The organism is Vibrio ostreae (assembly GCF_019226825.1).
Taxonomy (GTDB): domain Bacteria; phylum Pseudomonadota; class Gammaproteobacteria; order Enterobacterales; family Vibrionaceae; genus Vibrio; species Vibrio ostreae.
In genome coordinates, this window is record NZ_CP076643.1 from 848,173 (window position 1) to 863,380 (window position 15,208).

The window sequence follows — 15,208 nt, forward strand, 5'->3', positions numbered from 1 at the left end:
TAAATAGCTAGTCAGATGTTAAACAACGGGTCTGATGTTCAATAAATAGGGAGCTCGATATGCAACGATTTTGCCCACGATGTAAAACAGAAATGATAGAACGTCTTAATGTCTACGTCTGTCCCAGAAATGATATCGGTGATTGCACTTACGATGCATTTGACAGCACGGATGGCGATTACGAAAGCACGCGAGGTCAGTCGGTTCACAGTGATCTGCGTTCTTTTAATACTGCCGGCAGCAACAAATAGCTCAAACGGGCAATCAACATACACCGGGTGGTGTAGCGCCATACCTCTGAATAAATATCTGCTATTGAAAATTGCTGCCTGGGCGAGCTATCCGGCCGTTGTGATACGCCGTTTAGCTCCCCTTCGCGCTATCATCACCGCTGTATCAGATTGTAGCTGAAATGCCTGAATTGACTCTTCATGCTCGTTCGCAGCCTATAGCCTGGCTTTTGTTTCCGTTGTTGCCGCTGGTTATCTTTGTTGCGTTGCTTTTCTGCTATGACGCGCAGGGGAGTGACGCACAGGGGACAGTCTGGTCTGTACCTTGGGTGGCGTCGATGGGGATCAACCTGAGTGTACGCCTCGACGGATTATCTGCTCTTTTCGCGGGATTAATCAGCGGTATCGGTTTTTTGATTCAGGTGTATGCGCTGGCATATCTGCGTGGCAAACCGGCCCGGTTGTCATTTCACTGTCAACTCACTTTGTTTATGCTGGCCATGCTCGGCTTGGTGGTCAGTGACAACTTGTTACTCCTGTTTGTTTTTTGGGAGCTAACTACGCTCACTTCTTATTTGCTGATCGGGTTTAACCATGAGAGCCCGACTTCACGTCAAAACGCCCTGCAATCGTTACTGGTTACCGGAGCGGGTGGGCTAGCGTTGCTGGCCGGGCTCATAATGCTGGGTGACATAGCAAATAGTTATGAGCTCGACGTGATATTGCAGCAGACTGAAGTGATAGCCAGCCATGCGCTGTTTTTGCCCTCCATGGTGCTCATCTTTCTCGGCGCCGTGACTAAATCGGCACAATTTCCTTTTCATTTTTGGCTGCCCAATGCAATGGCGGCGCCGACACCGGTCAGTGCTTATCTTCATTCGGCGACTATGGTCAAGGCCGGGGTCTATTTACTGGCTCGCTTTTCTCCGATCTATTCCCACAGCGAGGTATGGTTTTATACCCTGGTGATCATCGGCGGAATTACGGCGGTCTGGTGTACGCTGGTCGCTATCCGTCAAACGGATCTCAAGTTAATGCTTGCATACAGCACTAATGTTGCACTGGGTAAACTGATGTTGTTACTTGGCATCGGTACTCAGTTATCGGTGTCCGCATTGCTGCTTTTTATCGTGGCGCACGCTCTGTACAAAGCGGCTCTGTTCATGGTGGTGGGAAACGTTGATCTGGCGACCGGGACCAGAGATATACGGCGCCTGTCCGGCTTGAACTCAGTTCTGGTCATGAGCACAACAGCATTGGTGATTGCGGCGTTATCGAAGGCCGGTCTGCTGCCCATGATGGGATTTGTCAGTAAAGAGTATATGTACAAAGCCTCGCTGGAAATCGGGATTATGGTTACCGCGACTTTGGTAGCGGCCAATGCATTAATGGTATCGGTGGCTATTTTGTTAGTACGCAAGCCGTTTTTCTCGCGTCAATCCGGGACGGCGTCAACCATCAAACCGGTCGAAAAAAGGTGGGCTTTGTGGCTTCCCGCGACCTTATTAGCGTCAGGCAGCCTTCTTTTACCTCTGTTTGGCCTGAACTGGCTGGATGATCAGGTCATTACGCCCGGTGTCGCGGCAATCTTGCCCGGAGCTGAGCCTGAACCAACCAAACTTTGGCAAGGGTTCAACTTCGCGTTATTGCTGAGTGTCATCACGGTTTTGCTGGGGGTGGCGGTGTACGTGTTATGTCCGGGCCTGCTTTCGCGCTGGCGCAGTGCAGGGGAGCGAGTTATCAAGGCCGAGGTGGTCTTTTCCGGGTTGATTGGGGCTATGACGCAGATTGCCCGCTGGCAAACACAGTGCCTGCAGCACAAACCGCTGCGCAGTTATGTATTACGGTTTTTTAGCGTACTGGCCGGCTTGCTGCTCATCAGTTCGATGGCGTTTACCACGCTGCCCTTTGATTCCCTGTCTGAGGTGGTTTTTTACGAAATTGCGATAGCACTGCTGATGGTGGCGGCGGTGTTTGTTTGTATTACCACCGGTGCACGCCTGTTGGCGATTGCGGCGCTGGGCAGCATAGGTTTTATGACCACACTTGTGTTTATGCTCTACAGTGCGCCGGATGTGGCTAAAACCCTGCTGCTGGTTGAAACCTTGATGGTGGTATTTATGGCGCTTCTGATGCGCCATATTCCCCGTCTGGAAACGGTGCACGCTCATTCCGCTCTGCGTAAGACTGTACATGCGATCGTCGCTGTGACGATAGGGCTTAGCGTTTGTATGCTTTTGCTCTATGTGACCAAACAGCCGCTGGACCTGACAGTGACCGACTTCTATGCACGCAACAGTGTGCCGGGCGGGCACGGGCGTAATATCGTTAACGTTATCCTGGTTGACTTTCGTGCGCTGGACACACTGGGTGAAGCGCTGGTGGTTGTCCTGTCAGGCCTGGCTGCGGTGAGTTTACTTTCTTCACGCTACGGTAAACAAAATCGTATCCAGTCGCTGATTTTTGCGACGACCTCTCATATTGTTGCGGCGCTGATGCTGGTTTTCTCTCTGTACTTATTGCTGCGCGGACATAATCATCCCGGCGGTGGTTTTATCGGCGCGTTAATCGCGGTGATCGGTTTCTCTTTGCTGATGTTCGCTAAATCACCGCGTTATGTGCGCGACAGACTGCATTATCCGCCGTTTCGGATTGCGCTGTTCGGGGTGCTGTTGAGCCTGACGGCCGGCAGTTTCAGCTATGTTGCCGGTTTACCCTTATTAACCGGTTTGTGGTGGACAGAACCAGTTACGATCGGCACACCGCTGATGTTCGACATCGGTATTTACCTGGCGGTGATCGGCGGCGTGATGGGAATGCTGCTGCGCATCAATGAGGAGCTGGACTAATGGAACTGCTCTGGAGCATGGTCGTCGGGGTATTTGTTTCGGCAGGCATCTATCTGATGTTAGAGAGGCATGTGCTGCGTTTACTGTTCGGGCTGATTCTGCTCAGCAGCGCGATTAATCTGGCGATCTTCACCGCCGGCCGGCTGACACCGGGCTTACCGGCACTGATTGAAACCGAACAGGTATTACCGCCGGAAGGGGCGGCTAATTCGTTACCGCAGGCCTTGATCCTGACCGCTATTGTGATTGGCTTCGGTTTGCTGATATTCACTTTGATACTGCTTTACCGTGCCAATTCTGAAGCAGGCTCGGCCGATGCGGATTGCATGCAATCATCGGAGGACGACAAATGATCTCTGTGCTGCTGACTCTGCCGGTGGTGATCGCTTTGTTTACTGCGATCGGGCTGTTTTTTGTCCGGGATTCTCATCGTGTCTCGGAATGGGTCAGTGCGATAAGCTCGATTTTTACTCTGATCGTGAGTTGGGTACTGGGTGTTACTGTGCTTGAACAGGGGCCACAGGCGGTGGCATTTGGTCAGTGGCCGGCACCGTTTGGTATTGTGTTTGTGGCTGATCTTTTTAGTGTGGCGATGGTGACGGTCACTGCGCTGATCGGCGTGGTGAGTGTGTTTTATGCTATGGCAGATTTGTCGCATAAACCAGCATACGGGCTTTATCACATGCTGATGCACGTGCTGCTTGCCGGGGTGTATGGCGCGTTTCTGACCGGTGATATCTTTAATCTCTATGTTTGGTTTGAAGTGATGCTCATCGCTTCATTTGCACTGATGGTAACCAACGCACGTAAGCAACAAATTGACGGTGCGGTGAAGTATGTCGTCCTCAATCTGGTTTCTACCCTGGTGTTTTTACTCGCGATTGGTTTGCTCTATGGCGCGACCGGTACGCTTAATCTGGCAGACTTACATGGCAAAGTGGGCCGTTTGTCGGTTGAAATACAGACCTCATTAGCTGCGTTATTTCTATTTGCGTTTGCGATTAAGTCGGCGCTTTTTCCGCTCTTCGCCTGGTTGCCGGCGTCCTATCATACCTTACCCAGTGGCGTTGTGGCCCTGTTTGCGGCTTTACTGACCAAAGTGGGCGTGTATGCGTTGATGCGGGTTTTTACTCTGGTATTTCCGCTGCCCGGCAGTGGATGGCAGTCAACCTTGATATGGGTTGCCGCATTGACGATGTTAACCGGTGTGCTCGGTGCAGCCAGTCAGTTCAGTATTAAAAAAATATTGTCATTTCATATTATTAGTCAGATTGGCTACATGATCATGGGGCTTGCGTTGTATACACCGCTGGCGTTATCCGGTGCCATTTTTTATATCGTTCATCATATTATCGTTAAGGCTAACCTGTTCTTGATCGGCGGTTTTCTGGAACGTAGATATGGTTCGGACCAACTTGCGCAATTAGGTGGCGTGTATAAGGCAATGCCGTGGCTGGCGGTGCTGTTTTTGATACCTGCGTTCTCGCTGGCGGGATTTCCGCCATTGTCGGGGTTCTGGGGCAAGTTTCTGGTAATAAAAGCCAGTGTGGAAACAACGTACTACGCACTGGCCACGGTCGCTTTGGTGGTCGGATTGTTAACGATATTCTCAATGACCAAAATCTGGAGCGAAGCATTCTGGAAGGCTTCTCCCGAGGCCCGGAAAGAGGCCTCGCTACCGCTGAAAATCCAGTGGTTGTATTGTGCACCAATCGTGCTGTTAACTTTAATCACTGTGCTGATTGGTCTGGTGGCGGAGCCATTTTATCAGTTTGCGCTTCAGGCGGCGGGACAGTTGTTGCAACCTGATGGCTATATTCATGCTGTGCTGGGAGAGAAGGAATGACGTATTTATTACTCAATCTTTTTTTAGCCCTGATCTGGATGATGCTTAACGGCAGCTACACCAGCCTGAGTTTTATCGCCGGATTTGTGATTGGTTTCATTATCTTGCGCCTTAGCCGGCCTTTTGGGCTCAAAAGCAGCTATTTTCGACGTTTCAGAGCGGTGTTCGTTCTGTTGCTCTATTTCAGCTATGAAGTGATTCTCTCGTCTGCGCGTGTTGTCTGGGATGTGATTACGCCGACTCATCTCAGCGACCCCGATATCCTTTATATCCCACTGGATGTGCAGTCTGACCTGGAGATCACGCTTCTGGCTAATATGGTTTCTCTGACTCCGGGCAGCCTGAGCCTGGATGTTACACCGGACAAGAAATACCTTATTGTGCATGCTATGTTTGCTTCCAAACAAGATCAGGTGGTACGAAGCATTAAACAGGGACTGGAGAAAAAAATTCTGGAGGTGACTCGTGACTGACTGGTTAGTACTCAGTATCAATATCGCCTACGCCGGGTTATTAGTTAGCATATTATTTGCGTTTATCCGCTTGATTCTGGGACCGACGCTGGCAGATCGGGTCGTTGCGCTTGATCTGATCTCATTTACCACCATAGGTTTTGTGACGGTCTACACACTCGATAGTGGTCAGCAAGCTTTGTTAGATATTGCGATTACACTCGGGTTGGTTGCATTTCTGGGGACAGTCGCGTTTGCCCGGTTGATCATTAAACAGAAGGGAAACGAATAATGGAAGCCATCACGGGAATTCTGCTGTGTCTGGGAACCGTATTCATTGTGATTGCCAGTTTAGGCGTGCTGAGAATGCCCGACCTTTACACACGCATGCACGCGGCGACCAAAGCCGGTACGGTTGGCGTCAGTTGTTTATTGCTGGCATTAGCGTTCAGCATCCCGGAAATTACGGTCATTTCCCGCGTTATTGGCACGATTTTATTTATTGTTCTTACCGCTCCGGTTGCAACTCATCTGCTTGGCCGCGCAATGATAAAAACCGGTTATAAAATCTGGCGCAATGACTAAAAAGGTTTCAGGTATTCGCATGTTTGCCTTTCATCTGTCAATGGCGGTACTTGCCCTGCTAATCCTTAACTGACCTGAGCATCGCAGGAGTTTCTGGCAAAGTTATGTGATAAAAAGAGGATTAAATTCATTCTTTTATTCGGGTTTACTATGCAAAGAATTTTAACTGTACTTGCGCTGACACTGTCATTGCCGTTGACGGGGTGTGCTACCTCTGAAGTACCGCCACTGGCTATCGGTGATAAAGTGAATCTGGATGGTCTTCAGGACCAAAATGAGAACACTTTCACTCATCAAAATAACATGCAAGCCTTGTTGTTTGTCGATGGGATGGCGGGTAAAGACCTGATTCAGAACGCACTGAATACCATCGATACGCAATGTATGGAGCAGGGGAAATTAGTTTATCTTGCTGATATCAGCGCGATGCCGGGTTTGATTTCAAAATTCATCGCGGTGCCTAAAATGCGTGATTACGGCTATCCCGTCTGGCTTGATCGTGACGGTTCGGCTTCTGCCGCTTTACCGCTACGGGAAGATGAAGTGACGCTGCTTAGTATTGATGATCAGCTGATTAGTGGCGAAGAATTTTTTGCTAGTAGTGAAGCCCTGACCCAGCGTTTGGCCAAGATGTGTGGCGTGGCTAAATAAACCGCTGTTGTTTGCTGTTACCCGAATCCCGAGGAAAGACCTTCGAGGACACACGCCTTCTGGAGAAGGATCTAGAGGATGGAGTATCAAGGACACTCGCGATTGTCGAGTCGAAATTTATGTCTACGCGAGTAAGAATTCCGAGGACACACTCTTTAGAACGGAATTATTGGGACACACGCTTTAGCATGGTATTACTCGCCAAGCTGGTATCGGACACGCGCGATTAATTATATCCTGCTGTGATACGAAACCACCCCAATAAGTGGCCTGACGGAGGACGTTTTGTTAAAGATTCGTCGTTATAAAACCGATGATGCCCTTACTTTACGAGAGCTTTTCATCAGCACGGTTCGTCACATCAACCAACGCGATTACACTCAGGAGCAATTGTGTGCCTGGGCTCCGGTCGAATTTGACGCTGTTTTGTGGGACACACAGCTAACGTTGTTAAATCCTTATGTTGTACATCTCAATGGCAAAATTGTCGGTTATGCCGACTTACAACCCGATGGTTTAATTGACCACTTCTTTTGTCATTATCAGCATCAGGGGCAAGGCATCGGACGATTTTTAATGCAGCATGTCCTGATTAAGGCTCAGCAACGGGGTATTAAACGGCTCCATGCTCATGTCAGTATTACTGCCCGTCCTTTTTTCGAACATATGGGCTTTCGGGTAGTCAAGGCACAGCAGGTGACTGTACAGGAACAGACGCTGACTAACTATCTGATGGAACGACCGGCGTGGTAGCGCTGCCAAATGAGTCCAGCGCTGGCTTACATCTACGATGGGGTTTAAAAAGGTCAGGGAGTTTGCGGGTATGAGGTATAAATTTGAGCAGACGATTTCAGTCGACTATCGGCAACTGACTTTTACCGTTTAACGCCCAGGTTAAACCGTTCTATGCTCGGACCAATAATCCAGAGTCGTGACTCAGACATCGTCAGGATATATGAACGCCACACATACGTTTACGCTTGAGTTTGTCTTTTGCGCGCAGTAACTCAGGGGTTGAACCTATCCATAGCCCAGACTGCTTTTCTAACTGGGTGCAGAGTCTCAGGCACGTCTGCTGGGGCAGGGTTAACTGCTGCAGGATGAAGGGATGAGTGGCATCGAGTCGTCCTTTTTTGTCAGGTCTTAACTGACGCCCGATCCAATCAAGCAGTTCCAGGTAATCACTGAGCCGGAAAGGGATACCTGCCGCCTTATCCTGATGTTGGTAACCAACAAAATCAGATAAAGGCGATGCTGTTGTATTGCCTTTTTCGAGCTCTGACAGTCTGAATTTAATCGACGTGTGATCAGATTGTTTCAGTGACGGTGCAATATTCGCTCTGATCGGGTTAAGATCAACGTAAGCCATTACTGCGAGCAGCGCTTTTTCATCTAGCAGAGCTTGAGATTTAAACCTGCCTTCCCAAAATCGCCCTGTGCAATCATCTTCTCTATTCGCTTGAACGGCAATATCGTAGTTCAGTTCTTTCATAAACCAGCTTAGTGAACACAGGCGTTGTCGCCAGGTATCTATGAGTTGATGGCAGAGGTTCCATTCAGTTTCGCAGGTCAGTTGCTGAGAAATGTATCTCTGTATGATGACAGGTAAGGTGTGTTCTGCGCCCCACCGTTCGACGACTTCAAGCTCTGAAAGAGACTGGGCTGCGTCGGTATCGATAAACGTAACCAGATGGTAATGGTTGCTCATAATGGCATAGGCGCAAATACGGACACAGTAGATTGCGGCTAAGGACAGGATGCGCTGTTCTACCCAGTCACGACGATGTTCGTAAGACTGCCCGGACAGCTTGTCGTATCCGCATAAGTAAGAACGTCTTACGCAGCGAGAAACACAATGATAATAAGGTGTAACATCAGGACGGATGAGCTGACTGCGTGCGGTCGTCATAAGAGTCTTCCGATAGGGGGCGTCATCAGATAATGGTCAATCAAGAGATGATTTTCATGAACGACGTTAAGAGACGCGACTGAGGTCAAGTAAGTGAATGTCCATCAGGGTGGTGCGAGTATGAGATACAGTGACTTTCGTTAGGTGTGTGTCCGCTTTGAACATCAGTCTTGACTCGGATGTGTTCTTGGTAGGTGCGTGTGTTAATCATATGCTGGGATGTTTATCGAAGAGGCGAGTGTCCTTGTTATTTGCTTGGAGGGATTTGGGTGTGTGTCCTGGTTTTATACTCGTTTGATGAACTGAGGACTGATTCAGGACCCAAAAACGGTGAAACCCCGATGTTGGTAGCATCGGGGTTTCGAATTTTTAGATATTTCGGATGGTAAGGCCGATAATCTTTATGCAAAAGGCTGGATTAAATCCGGCTAATTCCCTGGTGAGGAATTAGATGCGGATGAAGTCCATGTGCTCAACTTTTGGCTTGAACGCGTGACGTTGAACGTCTTGTGGTTTAACCTTAACTTCAGCACCATCGATTACTAGAACGATAGTTTCGTAGAATTCAGGCTTATCCATCTGGTTGATCACGTCATCGTGGTTCAGAGCGATAGAAACTGGCGCAGCCTCACCACCGTAAACGATAGCAGGGAATTGACCAGCGTGACGTAGGCGGCGGCTCGCACCTTTACCTAGCTCAGTACGTACTACTGCTTCAAATTTCATAGTATTTACTCTCAAATTAGTAAAAATAGATAGTGTTACAGCAACAATGCGACCTTGTTGCTGTGTTAAAGTTTTGAAACCAACGAAGAGTTAGCATCAAAACGAGCGCGGATACTAGCATTCAAACGGCTTGTGAGCAATAGAATTTCTTTCGGTTCGATGCTGTATGATGCTGATTTGCCCGATTTGCGCTGGCTTTGCAAGCGTATGGTTGATTGATTTTCAAAACTAGCTTGGTTGACTCTGTTTGGGCGCAGACAGCGGCAATGCTGATAGTCCGAGTCACGGTGTAGGCTGTTTCAGGGTCAGTGTGACTTTCAGTCCACCCAGTTTACTGCGTGATAAAGTCAGTTTGCCCTGATAACTGTGCGCCATTTCACTGACAATATTCAGTCCGAGTCCAGTTCCTGGTTCACTTTCGTCCAGGCGTACGCCACGTTTGGTTGCACGATGCAAATCAGCCTCATCGATGCCCGGCCCGTCATCTTCAACGGTAATTTCCACCCGTTGTCTATCAAGGGTACGGCTATAAACTCTAATCAGGGATGATGCCCACTTATAACCATTTTCCAGTATGTTGCCCATCATTTCATCAAAGTCGGTACTTTCGACACTGACTTCGAGTTCTGAATCCAATTCGTTGACCAAAATGATTTCACGTTCGGCGTATACTTTATCAAACGCGATGGATATGGCGTCAACCCGTTCACTCGGGTTGGTTTTGGCTGCCAGAATATTGGCCGAGCCGGCCATTCGGGCCCGGCCGAGATGATAGTCAATCTGAGATTGAATCTGATCAATAGAAGGTTGCAGCTTGTTTTGCTGATCCTGGGGCAGTTGTTCGCTTTCGTTTTTCAGTACCGACAGCGGGGTTTTCAGAGCATGGGACAGGTTACCTGCATGATGACGTGCGCGTTCCAGCAGTTCCTGGTAGTGAAACAGCAGGGCATTGAGATCGCGGATCAGCGGTGCGATTTCTTTCGGGTAACTCTCATCCAGACTCGATTGTTGCCCTTTGCGCAATGCAACCAGCTCTTTTTGCATTTTCGCCAGCGGCCACAGCGACCAGGAAATCTGTGCTCCAATCAATATCAGCACGCCGATAAACAGTAAGCCGAGGATGCCCCACAATTGGCCTCCGACCTGTTTCAAGGTCGCCATGATGGGCGCTTCATCCACTCCGACCACAATGTTAATTGGATTGGAGAATTCCCGCAGATAAATGGTACGCGACAGCACAATCAAGGGTTCATCTTTGGCGCCAAAGTAACGGGTTTTAAGTGCATGGGTTTCTTTGGTCATCGAGCGGTCCCACAGAGAGCGTGAGCGCAACTCCTGGCTGCCGACTTTGGCGGTCCAGTACAGACCGCTGTAGGGCTGATAGAAACGGGGATCTGACAAGCGGATGCCAAGGCTCAGGCTTCCACGGTCATTGGCGCCGAGGTTCGCCGTGATTTCATCCATCGAGAGAGTAAGCTGCTGCTCGGCATCGGCAATCAGGTAATCTTTGATAAGGCTTGGAATCAGATAACCGGCCGCAAGAATCATCACGCCTAGCCATAAGGTTGCAGCAAGCAATAAGCGGGTTTTCAGACTGAGTTTTCTGAGCGGCGAGGACTTATTCGGCATTCAGCTGATATCCCAGGCCGCGCACGGTTTTGATGATTTCAGGTGCGACTTTTTTGCGTATCCGACCGATGAACACCTCTATGGTATTGGAGTCACGATCAAAATCTTGCTTGTAGATGTGCTCAACCAGTTCGGTTCGTGAAATCACCTTATCCGGATTGTGCAGAAAATAGGCGATCACTTTATATTCCAAAGCCGTCAGGCTGACCGGCGCGCCCTGCCAGGTTACCGTGGAAGTGCGAGTGTCCAGACTGAGCTGGCCGTAAGACAAAACCGGTGACGCGCTACCGGATGCTCTGCGTAACTGGGCACGCAAACGCGCGATCAGCTCCAGAACTTCAAACGGTTTGGTGAGATAGTCATCTGCGCCCGCATTCAGGCCGTCAATCCGTTGGGTTAGCGTGTCACGCGCACTCAGAATAACGACCGGTGTGTTGATGTTCTCATCCCGGATGCCTTTAAGCACTGTCAGGCCATCGAGTTTTGGCAGGCCCAAATCGAGAACAATCGCATCCCAGGGCTCAGAAGTGGCGCGATACAGCGCATCGACGCCGTCTTGGGATAATTCTGCGACCCAGCCAGCCTGATCCAGGGCGTCGATAATTTGTTCGCCCAAGCGGGTATCGTCTTCGATAACCAGAATTTTCATGTATTTTCTCTTTGTTATTTTTTATTCAGCATAAGGCGCCCGGTGGACGCCATATCTTATTCCGAGTTAGCGTTTGATAAACTCAAGCACGTTACGTCCTTCAATAGACATTAGCTCAAGGGTGGTGGCGTTGTATTCCACCTCAATCACTTTATTGTCATGCACCAGTTTGAGTTCGTAGATCCATTCGTTGTCGTCTTCTTCGAGTTCGACTTTAATCACGCGGCCATAAAGCTGTTCATCAATCGCCGCATATAATTCTGAGAACGGGCGGATACGGCCCTGTTGTACAGCTGCAAACACTTTGTCTTGGTCTTCATCAATCTCGACTCGCGCTCCATGTCGTTCTGCATCTTGCAGAAATTCATGACCGGCACTTTGCTGAGCCATAACCGGTAATGACAGGCAGCCCAGCAGGGTGATCCAAGTACGAAGTTTTAAGCTTTGATTTAACATATGTGATTCCGTCCGATTGTGGTTAACGATTTGATGCTCAGTATACGAAGCACAAAATGAACCCAAGCTGAATTGTTTGTTAAGCTAACATCTGGTTGCATATTGGTGCAATGTCAACAAATCCATGGTATTGACGTTGGATGCTATCGTTCAACGCAGTTCATCTTCAAAAATTTTATCGCGCATTTTCCAGAAACGACCGGACTTGCGCGCGATGACAAACTGCGGCGGGCGGAAGCGATGCTGGTTGTTGACCACTTTGGCCGGCGATGCTTCGTCAAACGGACGATGTTTGTCTGCCAGATGAGGACGCACAAAACGCTGTTTAAAGGTTGCTTTTTGTTTCGGGGTACTTAATGACCAAAATTCATGCACTTGGGCGTTGTTGTCTCCGCGGTAGGTGACTTTCAGTTGGGACTTGCCTTTGTCGTCTTTAAGTACTGATAAGTCCATTTCCAGGCATTCGAACACCAGCGCATCTTTCAGATTGAGCGCTTCTTTAAGCTTTTTGTCCGGATCAACCAGGGTCGCGTCACACTCATGGCAGATGCGTGCGGCGATGTCATTATCAGCGCCGCACTCGCCACAATATTTGGCACGGAAACGGTAGCCACAATGTTCCCGCTCGCCGGTCTCTTCATCGGTAAAGTAGCCTTGGCAACGGCGGCCAAAATGTTCAAGCAGAAAGCCGTTGCTGTCGAGCTTACCCCAGAAATTATTATTGAAGCCGCATGCCGGGCAGGGAATAGTGATGATTTCACTGTCTGAATCCGGTTTCGGATCGCCGACCTCAGGCTGATACAAATCGTAAGTGTTGCCAGCATAGTCTAATACCAGACATTCGGTTTTACCCGGTGACAGACGCAGTCCGCGCCCGACGATTTGCTGATAAAGGCTGACTGACTCGGTCGGACGCAGGATCGCAATCAGGTCAACGTGCGGAGCGTCAAAACCGGTTGTCAGGACAGACACGTTAACCAGAAATTTTACTTCACGCTGTTTAAAGCGTTGAATAATGGTGTCACGTTCCGGTGAGGGCGTATCACCAATCACGATGTCGGACTGTCCTTGTGGCAGTAAGGCGAGAATTTCCTGCGCGTGACGCACGGTCGCCGCAAATATCATCACGCCTTGTTTGTCTTGGGCGAGGTGAATGATTTGCTCCACAATTTGTGGTGTTGCCCGTTTGGATTGCTCAATCACCATATCCAGTTCTGACTCTTTATAGCGGCCGGTATTCGCTGGCTTCAATTGAGAAAAGTCGTAACTCAGTACCGGCGCGTCAATCAATTTGGCCGGGGTGAGGAATCCCTCATCGAGCAGATAAGTGATCGGCAGTTCAAAAATACAGTCGCGAAAAAAGCGCGCGTCTTCACTGCGCACCAGGCCGCGGGTGTGATACTGGTAGATCCAGCCCATGCCTAAACGGTAAGGGGTGGCGGTCAGTCCCAACACTTTCATACCCGGATTGAGGCTGAGTAAGTGGGTGATGACTTTTTGATAACTGCTGTCTTTGTCATCCGGGACACGGTGACACTCATCAATCACCAGCAACGAAAACTGATTTTTAAACGCATCCAGGTTGCGCACCACAGACTGCACGGACGCAAACACCACCTGCTGATCGGTTTCTTTACGGCCCAGGCCGGCGGAAAATATAGCGCCCTTCTGGCCATAGCCTTCATATTTGGCGTGGTTTTGCTCAACCAACTCTTTGACATGGGCAAGCACTAATACCCGGCCTTTGGCCAGACGAGCCAGTTCCGCAATCACCAGGCTTTTACCGGCACCTGTCGGCAGGACGATAACCGCTGGCGTATTGTTGTGACGAAAATAATGAATGACGGCTTTTACCGAGTCAGCTTGATAGGGGCGAAGTGTATACATACAGTCGGACGATGAATTTTGTGAAATAGCTCAACTATTTAATGTGGGCTCTGTATAATACCCGACTTCGAGCAGATGAGGTATGCATGCGTTTAGATAAATTCCTGTGTGACGCCCTGGGCACCACACGTAAAGAAGCCACTCAGATCCTGAAAAGCGGCGATGTCACCGTTGATGGTCAATCGCAAAAAAGTGGCGCATTCAAAGTCAGCGAGACATCCGTTGTCGAATGGCAGGAGCGTGAAGTTACGCTGAGTGGCCCACGATACATCATGTTGTTCAAACCGGAAGGGTTTGTTTGCTCTCACGAAGATGGTTTTAATCAGACTGCATTTGTGTTGCTGGATGAAGCGAACATGCGCGGGCTGCATTTTGCCGGCCGCCTCGATGTGGATACCACCGGTTTGGTATTGATTACCGACGATGGTCAGTGGTCGCATCGTATTACGTCGCCAAAACACAAATGTGATAAAACGTACCGTGTGTGGCTGGCTGACCCAATTCAACCGGATTACGCAGAGAAACTGGCGCAGGGGATTGAGTTGCGTAATGAACGTGACATGACGCTGCCAGCTCAGATGGAAGTGGTGGATGAAGCGGAAAACGAACTACTGCTGACCATCCATGAAGGAAAATATCATCAGGTTAAGCGTATGTTTGCCGCTTTGGGTAACAAAGTCATTGGCCTGCATCGCGAACGGGTGGGGGATATCGTGCTGGATGATACCCTGGAGCCGGGTGAGTACCGCTTCCTGACTGAAGACGAAGTCGCGTCGATCTGGAAATAACCCTGTTAGAGGCTTGAGTCACAGTCGCGTCTGTCCTCTCTATTCCCACTCTGTTGTTTACTGAGTAAACAGGAAGATATAAGCGGGACACTCGCAGTTCAGAGGTTTATACAGGTGCGAAATAGGCATCTAAGTGCATATTGGCGGTAAGAGAACAAGGACAGATGTCAGAAAAGGTGTGTGTCCTTTTTTTTTATTTTCTCCTTAGTAAGAGTGTGTGTCCCCGTAAATGGTCGCCCATAAATGCCTGACTGATTGCAACGACTTGTGTGTCTGAATAGGCGTTACTCAGATACTGCATCGATGCTGGTAAAGGCCTGGTTGGTGTTTGTTCTGTGCTGGACACTGAGTTCAATTAGGAACTAAAAATCGAATTAGGAAATAGTTTATTTCCTAATAAGAACTAGAAGTTTCTCGGCTTTGCCATAAGCTAGAGAGTGGAATCAATGTTATCGATATTACCCTGTCGATTTGAGTCTGACTTGGCGTTATCTGCCTTCGTTTCTCCGCGCATGAAATTTTCTGTTGCGGGCTCACTCATTTCTCGTCGT

General features: G+C 49.2%; 15 protein-coding genes. 9 read left to right on the forward strand and 6 right to left on the reverse strand.

The window, feature by feature from the left end:
• Positions 1 to 412 precede the first annotated feature (412 nt).
• The 8 genes from mbhE (at position 413) to KNV97_RS10070 (ending at position 7,366) form a co-directional block, all read left to right on the forward strand.
• Positions 413 to 3,079: a hydrogen gas-evolving membrane-bound hydrogenase subunit E gene (gene mbhE / locus KNV97_RS10035; protein ID WP_218563022.1), complete on the forward strand. Its 2,667-nt coding sequence runs from the start codon at positions 413 to 415 to the stop codon at positions 3,077 to 3,079.
• Positions 3,079 to 3,432, forward strand: a complete 354-nt coding sequence (locus tag KNV97_RS10040; protein ID WP_218563023.1) for a Na+/H+ antiporter subunit C — start codon at positions 3,079 to 3,081, stop codon at positions 3,430 to 3,432. The genes mbhE and KNV97_RS10040 overlap by 1 nt, the downstream gene beginning before the upstream one ends.
• On the forward strand, positions 3,429 to 4,925 hold the full coding sequence (locus KNV97_RS10045) for a proton-conducting transporter transmembrane domain-containing protein (RefSeq protein ID WP_218563024.1): 1,497 nt from the start codon (positions 3,429 to 3,431) through the stop codon (positions 4,923 to 4,925). The genes KNV97_RS10040 and KNV97_RS10045 overlap by 4 nt, the downstream gene beginning before the upstream one ends.
• The gene (locus KNV97_RS10050) at positions 4,922 to 5,398 is read left to right on the forward strand and encodes a Na+/H+ antiporter subunit E (RefSeq protein WP_136484636.1); all 477 of its coding nucleotides are present in this window, start codon (positions 4,922 to 4,924) and stop codon (positions 5,396 to 5,398) included. The genes KNV97_RS10045 and KNV97_RS10050 overlap by 4 nt, the downstream gene beginning before the upstream one ends.
• Positions 5,391 to 5,669, forward strand: coding sequence for a cation:proton antiporter (locus tag KNV97_RS10055; protein ID WP_136484638.1), 279 nt, complete (start codon positions 5,391 to 5,393; stop codon positions 5,667 to 5,669). The genes KNV97_RS10050 and KNV97_RS10055 overlap by 8 nt, the downstream gene beginning before the upstream one ends.
• On the forward strand, positions 5,669 to 5,962 hold the full coding sequence (mnhG, locus tag KNV97_RS10060) for a monovalent cation/H(+) antiporter subunit G (protein WP_218563025.1): 294 nt from the start codon (positions 5,669 to 5,671) through the stop codon (positions 5,960 to 5,962). The genes KNV97_RS10055 and mnhG overlap by 1 nt, the downstream gene beginning before the upstream one ends.
• 150 nt (positions 5,963 to 6,112) lie before the next feature.
• Positions 6,113 to 6,613: a hypothetical protein gene (locus KNV97_RS10065; protein ID WP_218563026.1), complete on the forward strand. Its 501-nt coding sequence runs from the start codon at positions 6,113 to 6,115 to the stop codon at positions 6,611 to 6,613.
• A gap of 285 nt (positions 6,614 to 6,898) precedes the next feature.
• A complete protein-coding gene (locus tag KNV97_RS10070; RefSeq protein ID WP_218563027.1) occupies positions 6,899 to 7,366 on the forward strand; it encodes a GNAT family N-acetyltransferase in 468 nt (155 codons plus the stop codon).
• Between the two features lie 193 nt (positions 7,367 to 7,559).
• On the opposite strand, the gene KNV97_RS10075 is transcribed toward KNV97_RS10070, so the two are convergent.
• From KNV97_RS10075 to KNV97_RS10100, 6 genes are all read right to left on the reverse strand, one after another.
• On the reverse strand, positions 7,560 to 8,522 hold the full coding sequence (locus tag KNV97_RS10075; protein WP_218563028.1) for a transposase: 963 nt from the start codon (positions 8,520 to 8,522) through the stop codon (positions 7,560 to 7,562).
• A gap of 447 nt (positions 8,523 to 8,969) precedes the next feature.
• On the reverse strand, positions 8,970 to 9,248 hold the full coding sequence (gene rplY / locus KNV97_RS10080; RefSeq protein ID WP_136484765.1) for a 50S ribosomal protein L25: 279 nt from the start codon (positions 9,246 to 9,248) through the stop codon (positions 8,970 to 8,972).
• A 282-nt stretch (positions 9,249 to 9,530) separates the two neighbouring features.
• Positions 9,531 to 10,877 (reverse strand): ATP-binding protein, encoded by a 1,347-nt coding sequence (locus tag KNV97_RS10085; RefSeq protein ID WP_218563029.1) that lies wholly within the window; start codon positions 10,875 to 10,877, stop codon positions 9,531 to 9,533.
• On the reverse strand, positions 10,867 to 11,526 hold the full coding sequence (locus KNV97_RS10090; RefSeq protein ID WP_136484769.1) for a response regulator transcription factor: 660 nt from the start codon (positions 11,524 to 11,526) through the stop codon (positions 10,867 to 10,869). Before KNV97_RS10090 ends, KNV97_RS10085 begins: the two co-directional genes overlap by 11 nt.
• A gap of 66 nt (positions 11,527 to 11,592) precedes the next feature.
• Complete coding sequence (locus KNV97_RS10095) at positions 11,593 to 11,982, reverse strand: PepSY domain-containing protein (RefSeq protein ID WP_136484771.1); 390 nt, start codon at positions 11,980 to 11,982, stop codon at positions 11,593 to 11,595.
• Between the two features lie 150 nt (positions 11,983 to 12,132).
• Complete coding sequence (locus KNV97_RS10100) at positions 12,133 to 13,869, reverse strand: DEAD/DEAH box helicase (RefSeq protein WP_218563030.1); 1,737 nt, start codon at positions 13,867 to 13,869, stop codon at positions 12,133 to 12,135.
• 86 nt (positions 13,870 to 13,955) lie between these two features.
• Between KNV97_RS10100 and rsuA the strand changes: the two genes are divergently transcribed.
• Complete coding sequence (gene rsuA, locus KNV97_RS10105; protein WP_136484775.1) at positions 13,956 to 14,657, forward strand: 16S rRNA pseudouridine(516) synthase RsuA; 702 nt, start codon at positions 13,956 to 13,958, stop codon at positions 14,655 to 14,657.
• The last annotated feature ends 551 nt before the right edge of the window (positions 14,658 to 15,208 follow it).

Excerpts from the sequence above, each read along its gene's own strand:
- mbhE (WP_218563022.1), top strand. The coding sequence starts at position 413 with ATGCCTGAATTGACTCTTCATGCTCGTTCGCAGCCTATAGCCTGGCTT.
- KNV97_RS10040 (WP_218563023.1), top strand. The coding sequence starts at position 3,079 with ATGGAACTGCTCTGGAGCATGGTCGTCGGGGTATTTGTTTCGGCAGGC.
- KNV97_RS10045 (WP_218563024.1), top strand. The coding sequence starts at position 3,429 with ATGATCTCTGTGCTGCTGACTCTGCCGGTGGTGATCGCTTTGTTTACT.
- KNV97_RS10050 (WP_136484636.1), top strand. The coding sequence starts at position 4,922 with ATGACGTATTTATTACTCAATCTTTTTTTAGCCCTGATCTGGATGATG.
- mnhG (WP_218563025.1), top strand. The coding sequence starts at position 5,669 with ATGGAAGCCATCACGGGAATTCTGCTGTGTCTGGGAACCGTATTCATT.
- KNV97_RS10065 (WP_218563026.1), top strand. The coding sequence starts at position 6,113 with ATGCAAAGAATTTTAACTGTACTTGCGCTGACACTGTCATTGCCGTTG.
- KNV97_RS10075 (WP_218563028.1), bottom strand. The coding sequence starts at position 8,522 with ATGACGACCGCACGCAGTCAGCTCATCCGTCCTGATGTTACACCTTAT.
- rplY (WP_136484765.1), bottom strand. The coding sequence starts at position 9,248 with ATGAAATTTGAAGCAGTAGTACGTACTGAGCTAGGTAAAGGTGCGAGC.
- KNV97_RS10085 (WP_218563029.1), bottom strand. The coding sequence starts at position 10,877 with ATGCCGAATAAGTCCTCGCCGCTCAGAAAACTCAGTCTGAAAACCCGC.
- KNV97_RS10090 (WP_136484769.1), bottom strand. The coding sequence starts at position 11,526 with ATGAAAATTCTGGTTATCGAAGACGATACCCGCTTGGGCGAACAAATT.
- KNV97_RS10095 (WP_136484771.1), bottom strand. The coding sequence starts at position 11,982 with ATGTTAAATCAAAGCTTAAAACTTCGTACTTGGATCACCCTGCTGGGC.
- KNV97_RS10100 (WP_218563030.1), bottom strand. The coding sequence starts at position 13,869 with ATGTATACACTTCGCCCCTATCAAGCTGACTCGGTAAAAGCCGTCATT.
- rsuA (WP_136484775.1), top strand. The coding sequence starts at position 13,956 with ATGCGTTTAGATAAATTCCTGTGTGACGCCCTGGGCACCACACGTAAA.